Below are 16,818 nucleotides of genomic sequence, written 5' to 3'. Positions count from 1 at the left end.
CTTTGCGTTAAGTTAACGTTGAAAAGGAACTTACAGAGGAGCAAGCGGCAATCGTACGCCGTCTGCCTCGTCGCGAATATCGCCGACGATCTCCTCCAAAATGTCTTCCATGGTCACGAGGCCGATTGTACGACCCGACGTATCGGCGACGGAAGCCATGTGCACGCGACTTTGCTGCATGCTGAGCATAACTTCGCGGAGCGTCGCGGTTTCCACGAATTGAGGCAGCTTGTGGATAAAGCCTTCGATCCGTCCGTCGCGTCCCGCCGCGATCGCGGTCAGGACTTCTTTGCTATGCACGAATCCGATAAAAGCATCCGGATTGCCGTTGGTTACCGGATAACGGGTATATTCGTGTTCGCTGAGTTTCTCGATCAGGTCGTCCTGCGGAACTTCTTTGGCGATCTTGACGATCTTGTCCGCCGGGATCATGATCTCGCGCAGTAGACGATCGTCGAAAGCAAAGATGTTTTGCAGATAAGCTTGTTCAGTCTTGTTGATCTCGCCGCTTTCGTAACTTTGCTCGACCAGCCATTTCAGTTCTTCCTCGGAGTGAACCGATTCATGTCCGGCAGGCTTAACGCCGAATGCGCGAAGCAGCAAGGTTGCGGAACCGTTAAGCAGGCGAATGAACGGAGCCGTGATGCGTCCGAAGCGGTACAGCGACGGCGCGAGCATCAGGGTCATTTTTTCGGAAAATTGGATCGCCAGCGTCTTCGGCGCAAGTTCGCCGATGACGACGTGCAAGAACGTCACGAGAGCCAGGGCGATACCGTACGACAATACGGTCGATACGGCTTCCGATACTTCAAAGTGGTCGAATACCGGTCGCAGCATGCGTTCGACAGTCGGTTCGCCAAGGGCACCCAGTACGAGCGCGGTGATGGTGATACCCAATTGACAGGCAGAGAGATAGTAGTCGAGGTCTTGAGCGACTTTTTTCGCCATGACGGCTTTTTTGTTTCCGTCAGCGACCAGTTGGTCGAGTCTCGACATCCGGACTTTCAGTATCGCGAATTCAGCGCCGACGAAGAAGGCCGTAAGACCGATAAACACGGCGACCAGAAATAGGTTTAAGGCAATTGTTCCGTCCAATAAATTCCCTCGTAAGAGGGATTCACCTCCAGAAGTTTCGGATTATTTGGTTGATTGATGACTTGCTGTTCGATGGTGCTGTGAGAGTTTTTTGGTGAGGAACGGGACGTTTTACTGTTCCGTGTAGTTTAACCTCACCTGTTTGATCTGTAGGTCGTCTTTTTCCACGATGGTCCAGACGTGACCGTTTTCGACCAGCTTCTCGCCTTCGCCAGCCGCGGTGCCTTTCCGATGTTGAATCCAGCCCCCGATGGTATCGGTGTCGCTGCGTTCCTCGAACTTCACGCCGAAGCGCTTCTCCAGCTCGTCCAGCAGAACCCGGCCGCTGACGACATATTCGCGTTCGTCCGTCTGACGGATCTCGGCGATCTCGTCGGCGTCGAACTCGTCGCGAATTTCGCCGACCAGCTCCTCGAGCACGTCCTCCATCGTCACGATTCCGGCGGTGCCGCCGTATTCGTCGACAACGAGTGCGATGTGCATGCGTTCTTGCTGCATTTTGATCATCGTTTCCTGAATCGGCGTCGCTTCCGATACAATCGGAATCCGGCGGATAAACTCTTCCAGCCTGCGCGCGCGTCCGGCGATGATGTGGGGAAGCATCTTTTTCGCATTGACGACTCCGATGATCCGGTCTTTGCTGCCTTCTTCGGTGACCGGATAACGGGTGTAGTTGTTCTCATCGAGCACCGCGATCAATTCCGCGTAATCCATATCCTTATCGATGGTAACGAGCTGCGTTCGCGGCACCATGATGTCGCGCGCCACGCGCTCGTCGAACGAAAACACGTTTTCCATATACGAAAGCTTTGTTTCATTGATCTCGCCGCCTTCAAAACTCTGCGCCATGATGATTTTCAGCTCGTCCTCGGAGTACACGTCTTCGTGTCCCGCCGGCTTGACGCCGAACATCCGAAGCAGCACGCGCGCCGCGCCGTTAAGCGCCCAGATGAACGGGTACATGACGCGTCCGAACCAGTACAGCGAAGGCGCGAGCAGCAGCGTCATCTTTTCCGCGAACTGAATCGCCAGCGTCTTCGGAGCCATCTCGCCGACGACCACGTGCAGGAACGTCACGAGGAAAAAGGCGATCGCATAAGAGACGACGGAAGCCGTGGCGTCCGAGACGTTCAACCATTCGAATACCGGATAGAGCAGCAGCTTGACGGCAGGTTTACCGATCGCGCCCAGACCGAGTGCGGTTACGGTGATGCCGAGCTGACAGGCGGACAGGTAGTAGTCAAGGTCTTGAGCGACCTGCTTGGCCCGTACAGCCTTCTTGTTGCCTTCCGAAATCAACTGGTCGAGCCGGGATACCCGTACTTTAACGACCGCGAACTCCGATGCGACGAAGAATGCGGTGAGCGCGAGCAGTACGGCAAGAATCAATAAATTGACGATCGTCATTAGGTCCAATAAGTTCCCTCGTTCGAGGGATTCACCTCCAGTAAGTTTTTAACGTTTAAAGCAGATTCGCCTCTTCAGTGTGTTTTCCGTCTGAAAGAGGCAGGTCCAAGAAACAGGGTTTAACAACGGTATACGGTTAATCGCCTTCCCAAGTCTGCTACCTCCTTCCTGAATGTATTACTAGATACTATACCATAACCTTTAGTAACCGTGCAGCATCACGTTAGGGTTCACAAATTTGAAATTTTTTTCGACTGCGCTTATGAAAAGGGCGATGTTGGATTTTAAAGAGCGAAGGTGCTATTCTGATGAAAAGTTTCGCTTGCCGAACATACGGTGTATATCGGAAACAGAAGAAGAAAAAAAGGAGAGACGACCATGCAAAATATCGTATCGAACAAATGGCTGCTGGCCCGCCTGTACGAGCCGGAGCAGACGATCGTGGACTGCCGTTACATTTTGGGGCAGCCGGACTCGGGACGCGAGGCCTTCGAACAGGAACATATTCCGGGCGCGATCTATATGGATTTGAAAAAAGACTTGTCCGCGGAAGCGACGGATCACGGAGGACGTCATCCGCTGCCGGAACCTGAAGTGTTCGCCGCGAAACTCGCGAAGCTGGGTATCGGCAACGATACGCGCGTTATCGCTTACGATGACGAAGGCGGCATGAACGCGGCGCGGCTGTGGTGGATGCTGCGTTGGATCGGGCATGAGAACGTGGCGGTGCTGGACAAGGGCTTTACGGCTTGGAAAGAAGCAGGTTTTCCGGTCGGCGACAAGCAGGCGGTACGCGTGCCTTCGACGTTCATCCCGAACGTGCAGCAGCATCTGGTGACGGACGTGAACGAGGTGCAGCGGATCGTCGGCACGATCAAAGCGGAACAGATCGTGGAAGGCGTCGAGCAGGAGATGGCGGCCGAGCGCGGCGACGTGCCGGTGCAGGACATCGTGATCCCCGCGGCCGGCGATCCGACGGTCTTTTTCACCCCGGTGCTGATCGATTCCCGTGCTCACGACCGTTACCTGGGCCAGAACGAGACGATGGACCAGGTCGGCGGCCATATTCCGGGCGCGATCAATTTCTTCTGGAAAGACCTTTTTAACGAAGACGGATCGTACAAAAGCACGGAGGAACTGGAGAAACACTTCGAGACCGTGGACAAAGAAGCGGAGATCGTCGTGTACTGCGGCTCCGGCGTGAGCGCGACGCCGAATGTGTTGGCGTTGGAGCAGGCCGGGTTCAAAAGCGTGCGGCTGTATCCGGGAAGTTGGAGCGATTGGATCTCGTATGACGATAATCCGATCGGGACGGGGGAAGAGGTTTAAGTTGGTTTGGAGCAGGGAAGCCCGCGGCGGACGCGGGCTTTTTTGTATTGCGGAGATTGCAGAAGTACACGGTGTGAAGGATCAGCCCGGCTGCTTTGTAGTATTCCGATGTACCCGAAGTCAACAAGGAGTCAACGCTGGGCTGGAGAAAATGTTTTTTGTGGGCAACAAGAAATACACGCCCCAAAGTACACGGGGCGTGTAGAGATGACGGGAAGAACAAGGCGCTGAGCCGAAGAGATGCAACGTGGAATCAACAGAACTGTAGAGATTTTGCGAGTTTAATCAACAAAAAGCCAACAAACGAAGGTCGGTGGGAGTAAAGTCGCCATACTTTCGCCCTGTAAAAGGTGTGTAGATGTGTCATACTGGGCACAAACGACGAGGAATTCATTTTCCCTAGTTAAAAGAGTAGCAATGAATCTTGATGGAAATAAAAAGTATGTTATGATTTATATACGAACGTATGATCTTTAAATACATAGACCAATTACTTCTTAGAAAATCAAATTGTAAGCGGAATTTTACTCAAAGGAGAATAAAAATGGCAACTACAGTGAACTCTGCTTTTAATGAATTTATGAGAGACTACGTCAACCTTGATTCCAATGTAACAGCTTCGGCTCGAAGCAGTAGAAATTGGCTCATTCAACAGATCGATAAATTTGATCAGCAAGATGGATTCCCAACTTTATACAGCGATATAGATATTCATTTCGGATCCTTTGCAAGAAAGACAAAAATCAGAGAATTGGATGACATAGACCTAATGTTTGGATTAAGTGCTCAACAGAGCACTTATTTGGAATATAGTTCTGGGAAAGTGGAAATAACTGTTCCTGATTCTGCTATAGGACTGTATCCCCTGTGTCATGATTACACAGATAAACTCAATTCAAGAAAAGTCATCAATAAATTTGTGGCTAGTTTAAAAGGAATTTCTCAATATGAAAATGCTGATATTAAAAGAAACCAAGAAGCTGCTACACTAAAATTGAGAACCTATTCTTGGGTATTTGACATAGTTCCTTGTTTTATCACGGCATCTGATTCGCTTGGGAAAGATTATTATCTTATACCAGACGGAAATGGACATTGGAAAAAGACCGATCCTAGAATAGACAAAGCCAATATTTCTCGAATCAATAAAAAACACGATGGAAACGTGCTGAATGTTATTCGTCTAATGAAGTATTGGAATAGAAAAGCTTCTATGCCAACGATGGGATCGTATTTGTTGGAATGTTTACTGCTTTCTTATCTTGATACCAGGGGTAGCGTATCTTCTTATATAGATCTTACAATTCCTGATGTACTTTTGCATATTCACACCGCAATTTTCAATGCTGTAGCAGACCCTAAAAATATTCAAGGGAATTTAAATAATTTATCTTATGAAGATAAGCAGAAAATTTCAAGCAAAGCATATTCAGATTATACAAAGGCAATTGAGGCGCGTAAGGCTGAGGATGAAAAAGATCACGCCTCGTCAATAAAAAAATGGGGAGAAATATTTGGCGGCAACTTCCCCAAATACACGGGGTGAGATTATAATATGACAACAGCAGATAACGGAATAGCAACGCGACAAAACTCTGAAAGAAACATTAAAATTCTTGCTGCTCAAAGACAATTGTACAAAGAAGCAAAAGTTGTATCTCACTATCAGTTCGCTGCTTGCGTATTACTACCTATCTTAATTGTTTTTGTAAAACCCCTTATTCCTTCAAATACAAGTATTCTTGCGATAATAACACTGTTATCAATTTTGATTATTATTTCAAACTCATTCATTTTCGAAAAAGTTGTAAAAAGCAAGAAAGAGAAGGCAGCCAGATTTCAAGAAACTTTCGATACAATGGTCTTGGATTTAAGTTGGAATAGTGCACTTTGTGGTCCGAGAAATCAAGCTGTACATGATTTGGATCAAATATTCAATAAATATCTCAAAAAGAATAAGTCGTTAAACACTTTAAAAGATTGGTATCCTCAAGAATATTCAAAAGTTGAAATTTTTGCAGGAAGAATCATGTGTCAACAAGTCAACACTGTATGGGATGGTAAGCTAAGAGATTATTTTCAGAACTTCCTGAAAATTTTGTTTATTTTTTGTGTATTGATAGTTTTAATTATAGGGCTTCTTAAAAATGATAGTGTTGTAAATACTTTTGTTTCAATTGCAGCGCCTTTAGCCCCTATATGTATCTACACTTATAAGCAATACACTGACAATAAGGCAACAATATCGCGTTCAACTAAGTTGTCCTACGATGCGGAAAACTTGTGGGTAAAGTTACTAAGTAACATACAGGATCCGGAATTATCTGAATCCTCACGAAAACTACAAAATGATATTTATAAATACAGAGAAAGTGCATTGATGATTTGGGACTGGTTTTATTGGGTATTTAGGAATAAACAAGAATGTAATATGAATTCAAGTGCTGAAATTGTAGTCGAAGATTATAGGAATAGCAGAAATTCATAGCCACACAAAAAAGCCAATTTCCCTCAACATATGATTGGCTTTTTTGTGTGATTTGGTAACTTTAATAGATCAATCGATTTATCTCTTCAGCAGCCTTATAATCAATCCCGTACGTATGCGAATAGCGATCCAGCGTAATTCCTACAGAAGAATGCCCAAGCCTTTCTGATACAATCTTCGGATGCACATTCTGCTTGAGTAGTAGCGAAGCATGTGTATGCCTTAGATCATGGAACCGGATCTTAGGCAACCCAGATTTCTTTAGCATGTCCAGCCAGCGAGTTTCAAAATAATACGGGTTGATCGGCAAACCTCGTTTGGTTTGACTAACCAGCCCAAAATCCTTGTAATTCGGTCCTGCGGCTAGCTTGTCCTGCGCTTGCAGGGCTTTTTGTCGTTTCATTGCTACAACTACAATTTCTGGCATCGCAATCGTTCTGATCCCGGCTTTCGTCTTCGGCTCATGGAAAGCATGACCGTGTTCACCTCGTGTGTAGGATCGCCTGACGGTGAGGGTTTTTGCTTCCAGATCAACGTCGATCCAGCGGAGTGCAAGGGCTTCACCCCTGCGTAATCCGCAAGCAGCTGCCAGCAAGATGATCATGTAGTAGCGGTATGGCTTTGCGTAGTCGAGAAACTGTGAAAGCTCGTCGTTTGTCCAGACTTTCATTTTGGTCTTTGGGATTTTTGGTGGCTTGACCAGCGTGGCTACATTACGATGGAGCGTTTCGTGCCTGACAGCTATAGCCAGTGCATCATGCAAAACCTTATGGACGTGATTAATGGACTGCGGCGATAACCCGTCTTCAACCCGCAGCCTTTCGTACATGGCGACAAGATGAGCCGGTTTGAGCTTGGCTATCGGAATCTGCCCGAGCTTCGGGATAATGTGGTAGTTCACCAGCCACTTGTAGGTTTTCATCGTTCCAGGCCTAACGTTTGGACGCTTTAACTCCAGATATTTCAAAAAATGATCCTGCACACTCTCCGTTGTTTCCTCAATGTAACTGCCACGTCCGAGCTCCATTAGCGTTTTGTTGAGCGCTTGCTCGGCTTCTTTCTTTGTGGCGAACCCCGCCTTCATCTTTTGCCGACGTTTTCCCGTCTCTGGATGTTTGCCCATTTCGACCGTATAGGCATACGTTCCATTTTTTCGTTTGGAGACGCAACCTCGCATTCCATTCCTCCTCTCTCATTTCGAGAAAAGTAAACAATGCGAAAAATCGACGGATCAAGGGACTCGCATAACTGAGTTAAACTTGTTAAACAGAGGAAAACTCTATCCAACCTTAGTAAATTCGATTACATCAACAGATCAAATTTCTTCTGTAGATATAGCTTGGCTGGATGCTCTGATCTCGTTTTGTTGAAGAGACGCTTTGAGACAATATGAGACCTTTTGGGACATGAAATAATTGTGCGAAAATACACAGACATGTTTTGATGGAGGGGAAGGGAGGAACAAAATCATGGAAGAAATGTTGTCATTGAGTGATCTGTGTAAGAAGTTGAACATTAGCCGTCGTCATGTTCTTCGTATGAGAAACAAAGGAATGCCCACCTATACCCTTTCAGAGAATGGAAGGCCAAGATTTGATTATAATGAAGTTCGTGCATGGATGCGTTCCAACACTAATCGTAAAAGTTGAGTGTAAACAAAAGAAGACCATATAAAAAGAAACTCCGACACTAAGGCCGGAGTCAATTCGCAAATGAGGATAGGCGCATCAGCCCGATCTTCACGTTTATTAAAATACGGAAATTTAATTTTCGTCAAGACTTGGGTATCATGCGCCTTCAAATCAAAGGAGCTGATTTGAATGGAGCAATATGTAGAAAAATTTGTCTCAGAGAACGCTAGGATTACAGAATATAGGGCGACGCTTGAAAAAGCGATCCATGCTTTAAACTACGGCGTTGCTTCTACAACTACGGAGAATAAAATCGCTTATATTGAAGCGAGACGGAAAATCATAAAACACGTTTTGTCTTTGTATCCGGATAAGACAGAGGAGGATGTCGTTGCAGACATTGTTACACATGCAAGTGTACTGCCAGCCGCCGTATCTGATTACATGCTGTACCATCATCCTACTTTCCCAGGGAATAAGGCGGCTCTTGTACCTGCACATAAGAAGTTTTCAGCGCTTGGGATCCACATTAGCCAGCATATCGCTGACGGCAAAGAGGTCGGAAAAAGAAATCACATGTCGGAGCTTACAAACAAACCGTATACGGAAATCTGCTTCTATAATGAAAGAAAAAAATACTGGATGTACTTTAGCGTCGCTGATACAGACATTTATACCTCAAGCAAGAAGTTCAGCGATGCCTGTATTTCAAATGGCCTTATTTTGCTAAAAAACAGGAGAATATCTGAATTTGACGAACTGTCTGAATACCTCAAAGATTATCTCGATCTGAATGAACATTTGATTCCAACACTGACTGTGCATACCTCGATTGGTTGGACGGAAGACTACAGCGAGTTTATAAATCCGAGGTCAAGCGCGCATGTTATAAACGTTACTGACAGCAAGCAAAAACGCAGTCTGGACCTCGGTTACGTAACACTTGGCACGGACGTTAAGAAGAATGTATCAGGCATTCTTAATGTGCTAGCTAAGCACCCTTTGTCGCTTATCGTGTACACAGCGCCATTTATAAATGTCATCATTGACGGGGCTGTAATTCCTGGAAACTGCCTTACAGTGGATATTTTTGGTCCAAAAGGCAAGGGTAAGAACTTGCTACAGTACACAGCCATGAATCCCATGGGGTGTTCAAAAGAGAAGTCAGAACTCATGCGTTCCTGCGCAAGACTAACCGTTGCCGGGATGAACTCCGTAGTCAGGTTCCACAACAGCCATGTAGTTTGCTATGAAGAGTCGCATAGGGCGAGCACTGAAGTGCTTGAAGATGCGCTCTACAATGTATTCAATTCCACGCTTAGTGACAAGGCAACGTCTGAAGGTACAAGTAGGGATGACGGACGCTTTTCATCCATTATAGTGGCGAGCGGCGAAAGTTCTATTCTGTCTCGTGTGAAGAACGATGGACTTACACGGCGGGTGATCCCACTGAACGTCAGAGATGTATTTGCAGGTATTTTTGATGATCCTGCTGCCATGAAAAACATGCATAGGGAGCTTGGGGCTGCGCTAAATGACAGTTATGGCCTAGCGCTTGACGCTTTTCTTGATTACGTGATCCCTAACCGTGAGGATGTGGCTGAGAGATTTAAAGTCTATCTGGCTAAGTATGAGAATCCAGCAGGGAAGGCAACAGTACTGTTTGACAATGAGAAGTACAAAACTTTTTCATCTTATACGGCATGTATGCACCTGGTTCTCGATCTACTTGTTGAAATTTTAGATCTTGACGTTGTGACGAAGGAGCAGGTATCTGAACTGTGTAACGAAGTGATTTCTTACATGACCTCGCTCTGCGCAGGCAAAGCGAAAAGCGTTGAAGCTTTGTCTGATGTCTATAACTTCGCCGTCACAAACCACGAAAAGCACTTTACAGGGAATAATAAGAACCACGCGCAGCTAGGTAAATTCGGTACAAGAGAAATAGCAGGCGTCGAGTGCGATGTACTTTTCTTCACAAATGCTGAGCTTAAGAAATACCTGAACGTTGCTGGGTACATTGCAGATAACATCATAGACGAGTGGAAAGAGCTTGGCGTTTTAAACGGACAAATTGTGAATCGCGGCAACGGAAAAACAAAGATGCTCTATGTGAGCTCCGTTATGATCGGAGAATCGCGCATCTCGTGTTCCGTTATTAGGATGAGTCGAGTGAAAGAGCTGCTTACCGAAGAAGAAGTCGTTGAGATAGAAGCTGAACGGGCGAAATTGATCAATGTAGTGAAAATTGCATCTAGACTTTAATAGAAAAACTGAACAAGCCCCGGCCAATCCAGCTGGGGCTTCTTTATACAGATGCGGTCTACAATCAAAATAGGGGTGGTTTACGTTCGAAGATACATGGTCTACATAATAAATCAAAAAATTAAAATGAAATAAATAAAAATAAAAAATATCTTCTCTTTCTATCTTGTAAACCTGTAAACCCTGTAGATCGTTCTTCACATATTTTTATGGATATATATTCATCTTGTGTATTCTATATTTTCTGAGAACATTAAACGGTCTACAGGTCTGATTAAAATTTTCTTGGCTTGTTGGCAAAGAACCTGACTTCAATAGCATATACGGACCGCCTGTAAACCCAACAAACCGGTCGGAATAATAAAAATTATTCTTAGCGCTATGTGTCTTTGTTCACAAAGGGTAGTGCATGTGTGCACCCGTGTATGCAGAGCGGTAAACAGCCTTCAAAAATTTTTTTAGATTTCTATTCTCTCGCTATGGCAGGGCACAGCAATTTTAAGTCGTTTTTTCTGACAATTTGGGGGTTGACGTAGCACTAAATGTTCAGTAAATTGGTGTTGCAAAAGTGTTGAAACAATCTATGAATCGTCTACGAACAATGTGCGCAATCTCAATAACCATCGGCCTGAGTCTGGCCTTCTTGGTTACAGGTGCGTATTTTTTTATGCCCAAAATCTGGATTTGGGCACGCAAGGGCGGAACGTCGGATGTCAAAACCAAATTTTGGAGGTGCCACTTATGGCGAAAATCGAAAAAAACGGATCGGAAATGCAAGAGCAGGCAACATCGGAACAGTTAGCCATTGTTGAAGAAGCCGTCTCGAATACTCTGCAAGACGGTCAGGCCCCTGTAAGCGAAACGTCAGATGTCGAAGACTATTCGGTACAAGCTGAAGAATCCGCAACCCCAGCGCCTATTGCAGGAAAGCCGATCGCTTGGCTGGCGGAGCACAACGGCTCAAAACTGTTTTTAAGCCCCGTCGGGTACATCATCAAATCGAAGGTCGGCGATAGCTATCAAACCAAAAGCCTCACGAATTTCACGCTGGAAGCGACTCTTCTGATTAACGAGAAGAGTGGTCACGAGGAGTACATCATGACCGTAGAGTCTGGTGGGCGCATATATCGAAACCGCCGTATCGAAGTTGCAGACATTTCAACCGCGTCAAATCTTATTCAATCGCTCGGAATTATGGGCCTCGTTGTTACGGGTACTGCGGCTGAGTATGCACTTCTCGTAATGTACCTGCGAAAATCCGTACGCAGGACCGTGCAAGCTAGCGATGTGCTGGGATTCCGTCGTGAAGGATTCCTCGTTATGGACGGCGTGATCCAACCGGAAGGTATTTCCGATGCTGTCGTCTTACTTTCCAAAAAAGGTGATTCGCACGCAGACATCTACGATGTACCGGTACCTGAGCTCGGCGCTTGGCAAGTTCTGGCGAAACAGTTTCTGGGCGTAGTTCTGAACATCGGAGCACGGAAAAAGCTGCTTATCCTGTTGGGATGGATTCTGGCCAGCGTGCTAAAGGAGCCGATTTTCCAAAAATATGGTGTGAAGTTTCCATCGCTCCAACTGTACGGTTCCAAAGGTGCAGGCAAAACGTCCGTTATTTCGGAACTGCTGAAGTTTCTGGGCCATAAGGACCCGAAGGCCTTGCCGACAGAAAGACGCTTTGGCGTGCTAAAGAGGTTGTCGATGACTAATACTCTGCCTGTCTACCTCGATGAATACAGGGAAAGCTTGCCTCAAGCCGCTTCCGTCAAGCAAATTCTTCGAAATGCTTACGATCGAAGGGACGACAGCCGAGGGCAATCGAGTCAGGAACTGGTTCGGTACGACCTGCTCGCACCGCTAATCGTAGCAGGCGAAGATCCGATCCTCGATCAGGCTTGCCAAGAGCGCATTGTTGCGGTCGCCATACGAAGCAGAGAGCAAAATCCCGAAGCTTTTGCCGAACTTTGCAAAATTCCAAACAAAATCGAGTTCGTCGGCGGTTACATGCGGTGGTTGCTCCAAAATGAGAGTGTGTGGGACGATCTTTTCAAGCAGGCGACGGAAGTTGCAGCAAAGCACGATTTTTCATCTCCGAGAAACCGGAAGAACGGCGCGTGCGTGATGTTCGGCTTGTTGCTTGGGCTGCGGCTGTGTAACGATCTCGGCATCAAAGTGTACACGCTCGATGAAGCTACCGAAGCCGTTGCATCTCTAGCGGCAGGTCCTGAGAACACTTTTGGTGATCAGCTCATAGAGATCATGGCTACCGTGCGCGACCGTTACAACAAAATTTTCAACCCTGGCGAGTTTCTTGTCGAGCTTACGAACGACCGGCTGCTTGGCCACTTCAAGCAACGACCACTGATCGAAGCCGTCACTGGAGGGTACAGTAAGGACAATTTGTCCGCGCGAGCCATTGTGATGAAGCTTCGCGAAAATGCGGACGATGGGGGGTTCGTGAAATCAGTCAACTTGTTAAAATCCATTGCCGGACGTACGCAGCGGGTACTTTCGATTGACCTCACGCAGCTATGCGAAACTTACCCAGGTGAGTTCGAGCTGGGAGATTTCGAAGATCTAATGAAAGACAGAGACGACTATTTTTGAGCCAAACTAACATTAACTGGGTCATGTAAGACCCGTTGTAAGAGCCTGAATACAGTCAGAGCGCGGGTACAGCGCTCTGACTAACATCAAAACCTAAAACACTAATAGGAGGAATTCCAATGACCGCTCAATCCTTCGACAAACATCGGCAGTTCAAAGTAGCGCGTGACAATGTAGGTTTAAAAAGCTTCTTCAAAGCCCTGTACGCGCCTATTCTCGAAGCTGGCGACGATCAAAAATACTTTGTCGAAATTTGCGATAAGCCAGTTCAGGAATCATATATGCGGACGAAGACATTTCGCATTCGAAGAGAGAACTTTGAAAAGATATGCGGTCACGTTTATGTTAGAAATCAAGACGGCTGTGTTTTTTACACCGTGTGCCCGAGGGATCGCGGGATCATTAATAAGAACACCGAAAGGTATATTCGCGCGGCCCGTTCAGATGTTTCCGTAGCTACAGCTTGCTGGCTGGATATAGATTTCAAATTGCTTGACCAAAACTTACAGGCTGCTGAAGCTAAAGCGGACGAGATTATTGCGAATTTGAATCCATTTCCAAGCATCATCATCTCAACGCCTGGAGGCTACCACCTGTATTTTTTGCTTGATACTGCCTATCCTGTCGAAGATGTTGTTCAAACAAACCGACGTCTTGAAGCTTACACGGGAGCAGACTCCTGTGGCGACGCGATGCGGCTCATGAGGATTCCAGTTGGCTTTCATCTTAAAAATCCTAACAGCCCAAAGCACGTAAAAATCGTCCACTTTGACTCAGATCTTCGATACACACTTTCAGATTTTGAACATTTCCCGCAGGTTCAGCAGAGCTCTCGCATGGATTTTGCTCCCGTTGTTTTTTCTGATACTCCGGTGAGTAAGAGCGTAGCGCAGATTCTGAAGCGCCTACAAAAATTTGATAAAAATCTGGCAAATAAGATCAACGCCCCGGACTTAGACACATACCGGAGCTTCGTGAAAGATTCAAAGGTGAGAAGTCGAAGCGAGCGTGATTTTCACATCTGTGCAAGGCTAGACGAAGGCGGAGTTTCCGCAGAAGAAATCCGGAAAATATTCCAAGAATCGTCTTGTGGAGATCGTTACCGGGAAAAAGGGAAAGATGGTGATCGGTATCTCCGGCATCAGATTGAAGCTGCGAGACAGCAAAACCTTGCAAATCGAAGCCAACAGCTTCGTGGCGTCAGGATCATTTCACCAGACGCAGGAGATTTTGACGACTTTTGAGTAGACATGCAGGGGGACCCCCCCCTTCTTTTCTATGGACATCTCCAATATATTGACGATAAAAATGCCTGTGTGGTTTGCTGAAAATCGGCACAGATATTCTAACATTATGGAGGTTCCTATGGACCATAAACAATTCGCAAGTGATGTTACGGCAGGGCTAATCCAAGCAAGCATCGGACAAAACGATGTGTTTTCTGTAGGTAGGGCAGAAGTCTTTTCTGGAATTCAACCAAACCAAGAAACTGTGGTACGTGTAACAGAGGGAAGAACTGCCGTAACAATTGTTCAAACGGATCGGGACATTATAGTGAAGATGCGAACAAATGATGCAGATCCGCAAGATATACAAATTGGCCCAACCTATGTAGAGTCAGGACATGATGATGTTCGCGAATTTCTGGAGCAAGCTTGGAACACTATTCAAAAAGCACCCTGATACAAAGAATGGAGGCCTACAGTGGCCTCCTTCTCTATTTCATAAAGCCATTACCTCAAATTTCATCTTGCAACTGTTGCATTTTACTACAGCATTCGTATGCTTTTTTCCATTTGGATTAAGTAAGAGATCCGTACTTTCGCATTCGGGATTTAGACATTTCTTTACCCAATCGGCACGTGGTAAAGGTCTTGGCATGATTGTTGTCCTTTCTGAGGTGAAATTTGGTTTGAAATAACGCTCGTGGTTTTGTAACGTATCTTTTTCATGGCTTCAACAACTTCGACAACCAAGTAGGAGGTAGAAGTCGCGGACGGATCTTGCTACTTCTTTTGAGTCCAGCGGTCAAGATTTTCAAAAATTACGCTTAGGTTTCTGGCTAACGTCGGAAATAGACGGTGATTTTCCAAAGCCACTTTGACAACGTTCTTTCCCTTCAGATTGATGATAAGCAAAAAAAGAGCTGCTGCTGATCCAACTTCGGCCACGATGCCATGTAACACCAAGCAAGGTTGCCCTTGATAACGAATGGTCTTGTTCTCAAACACTTCAAGCAGTACAAGATTAGGGTTCATAACACATTCATGTGGTCAAGCAAAATTAAATTTTGCAAGCTTTTTCTTAGCGCTTCGAGTCGTAGATGATACACCAATTTTTTCGATTCCTTGCTGTACCTCGCGCCAGCAAAGATCATTTGGTCGTTCTCCTGTACAACCAGAATTTCGATCCACGATTCCGTAACCTGTATTCGGATTCGATGCGGATCAACATAGGCTTCGATGGCAACGTCTTCGGCATGCTCCATGCTAAATTCGCTAATCATTGCGTCAAGGATGACACGTAAACGATTTTGGAGCAGAACCGGAGAAACTTGAAGAAAGAATTCGCAGTGTTCATCATTGTCCACGTATACCAGCCCCATCTCGGGTTGGGCTTCTTCGCTCAAGCGGTCCAGAAATCGCAAAAAGGCCGCTTCATAAAAGGCTGTGTAACTCAAATCATCATTCCTCTCGAAGTTTGAGCCAAGTCAATGACCGGTTCGCTTCCGTCACAACATGGAAAGCAACGCCGAACTCGCTCTGATAACTGGAAAACAGTCGACCACCTTTAAGCATTCCATCATTGTTGGTTAACGCTTCATTCTCAGAAACGTTTCCCCAGTCTCCCTGCGCATGGCGGTTTAACGCAACCATTTGGTCAGTTTCACCTATGGCTTTTAGTACACCCTCCGTCACTAGAATTTTTCCCAGAAGAAATTTTCCTATTGGCGCTTCCTCCTTTACTAAAATCTAAAACGATCAAAGCATTGTCCGTTGTAGTGTGACAATAATATCTAATGTACCCCTGTATCCGAAAGGTTAATTTGTGCGGAAGAACACAAAAAAATAGCGGAAGTACGCACAGAAAACGCTGTCGTAAATCCACTATAATAGAAGTTAGTTAAACGGTATTACGAGTGCCTAAAGTGCGAAGTGTTGAGATCGTATTTGTGTGTGGAATGCCAAAGACGTTCGCTACCCGGTTGGGTTTCTCCTCCAGCCAACCTTTTTAGCACGTCCAGTTTCAAGATGTAGGTCCGGCGATTCTTTAGCTCAATGACACCTTGATCATGAAACTCTTTCAGGATTCTTGCGGCACTTTCCCGACCTACGCCGATCATGTTGGCGAAATGCTGCTGTGTGATCTTCCAGTCGATCAACAGTCCACTTTCCGTTTCTTTGCCGAAATTGGAGTGAAGGTCCAGCAGAAGATTAGCTACTCGAATTCTAACGTCAAGAAACGCCAGATATTCGAGCTTCCGATCCGCTTGGCTAAGACGTTCGCTGAGTATGTAGATGGTTTTTCGTAAAATAGCCGGGTAACGAACAACAAGTTCTTCCATAGCCGAACGATGAGCAACCCAAAGTGTTGTTTTTTCTATCGTGGCTACAGAAGCTGTACGATGGTTATCGTGGTGGAAGATCTCAAGTTCACCGATCGCTTCTCCAGGGAATTGGTGTCCAAAAATGATTTCCCGGTTTTCGTCCTGACGATAGATCTTGAGCGCACCGGATTTGATAATGTACATCTCGTGTCCTTCGTCGCCGTGCATGTACAGCACCTGGCCTTTGTTGAACGTCTTTTCCCGGAACTTTGAGCTTACCCATTCAACATCTTCGTCTTTGACGATATCTTTAAAAAACGGAGTGTCGGTTACGGAATGGTACAACGGTGTATCCCCTCTATTCTCTTGTAAATCTTTTATTTTCCAATCTTTATTATAAAACTTGTTGCTCCGTTTGCATAAGCCCCTTTTTAAGGTTTGCACGCATA

Annotated in this window: 14 protein-coding genes; 8 read left to right on the top strand and 6 right to left on the bottom strand. The window is 45.9% G+C overall.

Translation table 11 applies throughout. The annotated features are described in order from the left end of the window. Positions 1-30: 30 nt before the first annotated feature. Both SACSAC_RS23305 and SACSAC_RS23300 read right to left on the bottom strand, forming a co-directional pair. Entirely contained in the window at positions 31-1,095 is a 1,065-nt protein-coding gene (locus SACSAC_RS23305) for a hemolysin family protein (protein WP_037290820.1), read from the bottom strand. Between the two features lie 111 nt (positions 1,096-1,206). Next, on the bottom strand, positions 1,207-2,511 hold the full coding sequence (locus SACSAC_RS23300) for a hemolysin family protein (protein WP_037290819.1): 1,305 nt from the start codon (positions 2,509-2,511) through the stop codon (positions 1,207-1,209). 369 nt (positions 2,512-2,880) lie between these two features. Here SACSAC_RS23300 and SACSAC_RS23295 point away from each other — a divergent pair, with 369 nt between their 5' ends. The 3 genes from SACSAC_RS23295 (at position 2,881) to SACSAC_RS23285 (ending at position 6,319) form a co-directional block, all read left to right on the top strand. Next, positions 2,881-3,831, top strand: a complete 951-nt coding sequence (locus tag SACSAC_RS23295; protein ID WP_037290817.1) for a sulfurtransferase — start codon at positions 2,881-2,883, stop codon at positions 3,829-3,831. Positions 3,832-4,375: 544 nt separating this feature from the next. Further along, positions 4,376-5,377 carry a hypothetical protein gene (locus SACSAC_RS23290; protein WP_037290815.1) on the top strand — a complete coding sequence of 334 codons (1,002 nt, stop codon included), beginning with the start codon at positions 4,376-4,378 and terminating at the stop codon, positions 5,375-5,377. 9 nt (positions 5,378-5,386) lie between these two features. After that, positions 5,387-6,319: an S-4TM family putative pore-forming effector gene (locus tag SACSAC_RS23285; RefSeq protein ID WP_037290813.1), complete on the top strand. Its 933-nt coding sequence runs from the start codon at positions 5,387-5,389 to the stop codon at positions 6,317-6,319. 61 nt (positions 6,320-6,380) lie between these two features. Here the strand turns inward: SACSAC_RS23285 and SACSAC_RS23280 are convergent, their stop codons facing one another. Further along, a complete protein-coding gene (locus SACSAC_RS23280; protein WP_037290812.1) occupies positions 6,381-7,496 on the bottom strand; it encodes a tyrosine-type recombinase/integrase in 1,116 nt (371 codons plus the stop codon). 292 nt (positions 7,497-7,788) lie between these two features. Between SACSAC_RS23280 and SACSAC_RS28110 the strand changes: the two genes are divergently transcribed. The 5 genes from SACSAC_RS28110 (at position 7,789) to SACSAC_RS23260 (ending at position 14,505) form a co-directional block, all read left to right on the top strand. Next, a complete protein-coding gene (locus SACSAC_RS28110; protein WP_156951075.1) occupies positions 7,789-7,968 on the top strand; it encodes a helix-turn-helix domain-containing protein in 180 nt (59 codons plus the stop codon). A 171-nt stretch (positions 7,969-8,139) separates the two neighbouring features. Further along, the gene (locus SACSAC_RS23275) at positions 8,140-10,215 is read left to right on the top strand and encodes a DUF927 domain-containing protein (protein ID WP_037290811.1); all 2,076 of its coding nucleotides are present in this window, start codon (positions 8,140-8,142) and stop codon (positions 10,213-10,215) included. Between the two features lie 741 nt (positions 10,216-10,956). After that, positions 10,957-12,822 (top strand): hypothetical protein, encoded by a 1,866-nt coding sequence (locus SACSAC_RS23270; RefSeq protein ID WP_037290810.1) that lies wholly within the window; start codon positions 10,957-10,959, stop codon positions 12,820-12,822. A 119-nt stretch (positions 12,823-12,941) separates the two neighbouring features. Continuing rightward, entirely contained in the window at positions 12,942-14,066 is a 1,125-nt protein-coding gene (locus SACSAC_RS23265) for a hypothetical protein (RefSeq protein WP_037290809.1), read from the top strand. Positions 14,067-14,187: 121 nt separating this feature from the next. Next, entirely contained in the window at positions 14,188-14,505 is a 318-nt protein-coding gene (locus SACSAC_RS23260) for a hypothetical protein (protein ID WP_037290808.1), read from the top strand. Between the two features lie 571 nt (positions 14,506-15,076). Here SACSAC_RS23260 and SACSAC_RS23250 read toward each other — a convergent pair. The 3 genes from SACSAC_RS23250 to SACSAC_RS23240 all read right to left on the bottom strand — a co-directional run bounded on the left by SACSAC_RS23250 (position 15,077) and on the right by SACSAC_RS23240 (position 16,714). Continuing rightward, positions 15,077-15,502 (bottom strand): hypothetical protein, encoded by a 426-nt coding sequence (locus tag SACSAC_RS23250; RefSeq protein ID WP_037290806.1) that lies wholly within the window; start codon positions 15,500-15,502, stop codon positions 15,077-15,079. 4 nt (positions 15,503-15,506) lie between these two features. Beyond that, positions 15,507-15,740, bottom strand: coding sequence for a hypothetical protein (locus tag SACSAC_RS23245; RefSeq protein ID WP_156951074.1), 234 nt, complete (start codon positions 15,738-15,740; stop codon positions 15,507-15,509). 215 nt (positions 15,741-15,955) lie between these two features. Continuing rightward, complete coding sequence (locus tag SACSAC_RS23240) at positions 15,956-16,714, bottom strand: Crp/Fnr family transcriptional regulator (RefSeq protein ID WP_037290804.1); 759 nt, start codon at positions 16,712-16,714, stop codon at positions 15,956-15,958. Positions 16,715-16,818 lie beyond the last annotated feature (104 nt).

The sequence above is a fragment of the Saccharibacillus sacchari DSM 19268 genome, from assembly GCF_000585395.1.
In the GTDB taxonomy this organism is placed as follows: Bacteria; Bacillota; Bacilli; order Paenibacillales; family Paenibacillaceae; genus Saccharibacillus; species Saccharibacillus sacchari.
This window is presented reverse-complemented; position numbering and strand designations above follow the sequence as displayed.

What these genes read in the sequence shown, in the direction of transcription:
- SACSAC_RS23285 (WP_037290813.1), top strand. Translation starts at nt 5,387, where the DNA reads ATGACAACAGCAGATAACGGAATAGCAACGCGACAAAACTCTGAAAGA.
- SACSAC_RS23290 (WP_037290815.1), top strand. Translation starts at nt 4,376, where the DNA reads ATGGCAACTACAGTGAACTCTGCTTTTAATGAATTTATGAGAGACTAC.
- SACSAC_RS23280 (WP_037290812.1), bottom strand. Translation starts at nt 7,496, where the DNA reads ATGCGAGGTTGCGTCTCCAAACGAAAAAATGGAACGTATGCCTATACG.
- SACSAC_RS23265 (WP_037290809.1), top strand. Translation starts at nt 12,942, where the DNA reads ATGACCGCTCAATCCTTCGACAAACATCGGCAGTTCAAAGTAGCGCGT.
- SACSAC_RS23270 (WP_037290810.1), top strand. Translation starts at nt 10,957, where the DNA reads ATGGCGAAAATCGAAAAAAACGGATCGGAAATGCAAGAGCAGGCAACA.
- SACSAC_RS23260 (WP_037290808.1), top strand. Translation starts at nt 14,188, where the DNA reads ATGGACCATAAACAATTCGCAAGTGATGTTACGGCAGGGCTAATCCAA.
- SACSAC_RS28110 (WP_156951075.1), top strand. Translation starts at nt 7,789, where the DNA reads ATGGAAGAAATGTTGTCATTGAGTGATCTGTGTAAGAAGTTGAACATT.
- SACSAC_RS23295 (WP_037290817.1), top strand. Translation starts at nt 2,881, where the DNA reads ATGCAAAATATCGTATCGAACAAATGGCTGCTGGCCCGCCTGTACGAG.
- SACSAC_RS23275 (WP_037290811.1), top strand. Translation starts at nt 8,140, where the DNA reads ATGGAGCAATATGTAGAAAAATTTGTCTCAGAGAACGCTAGGATTACA.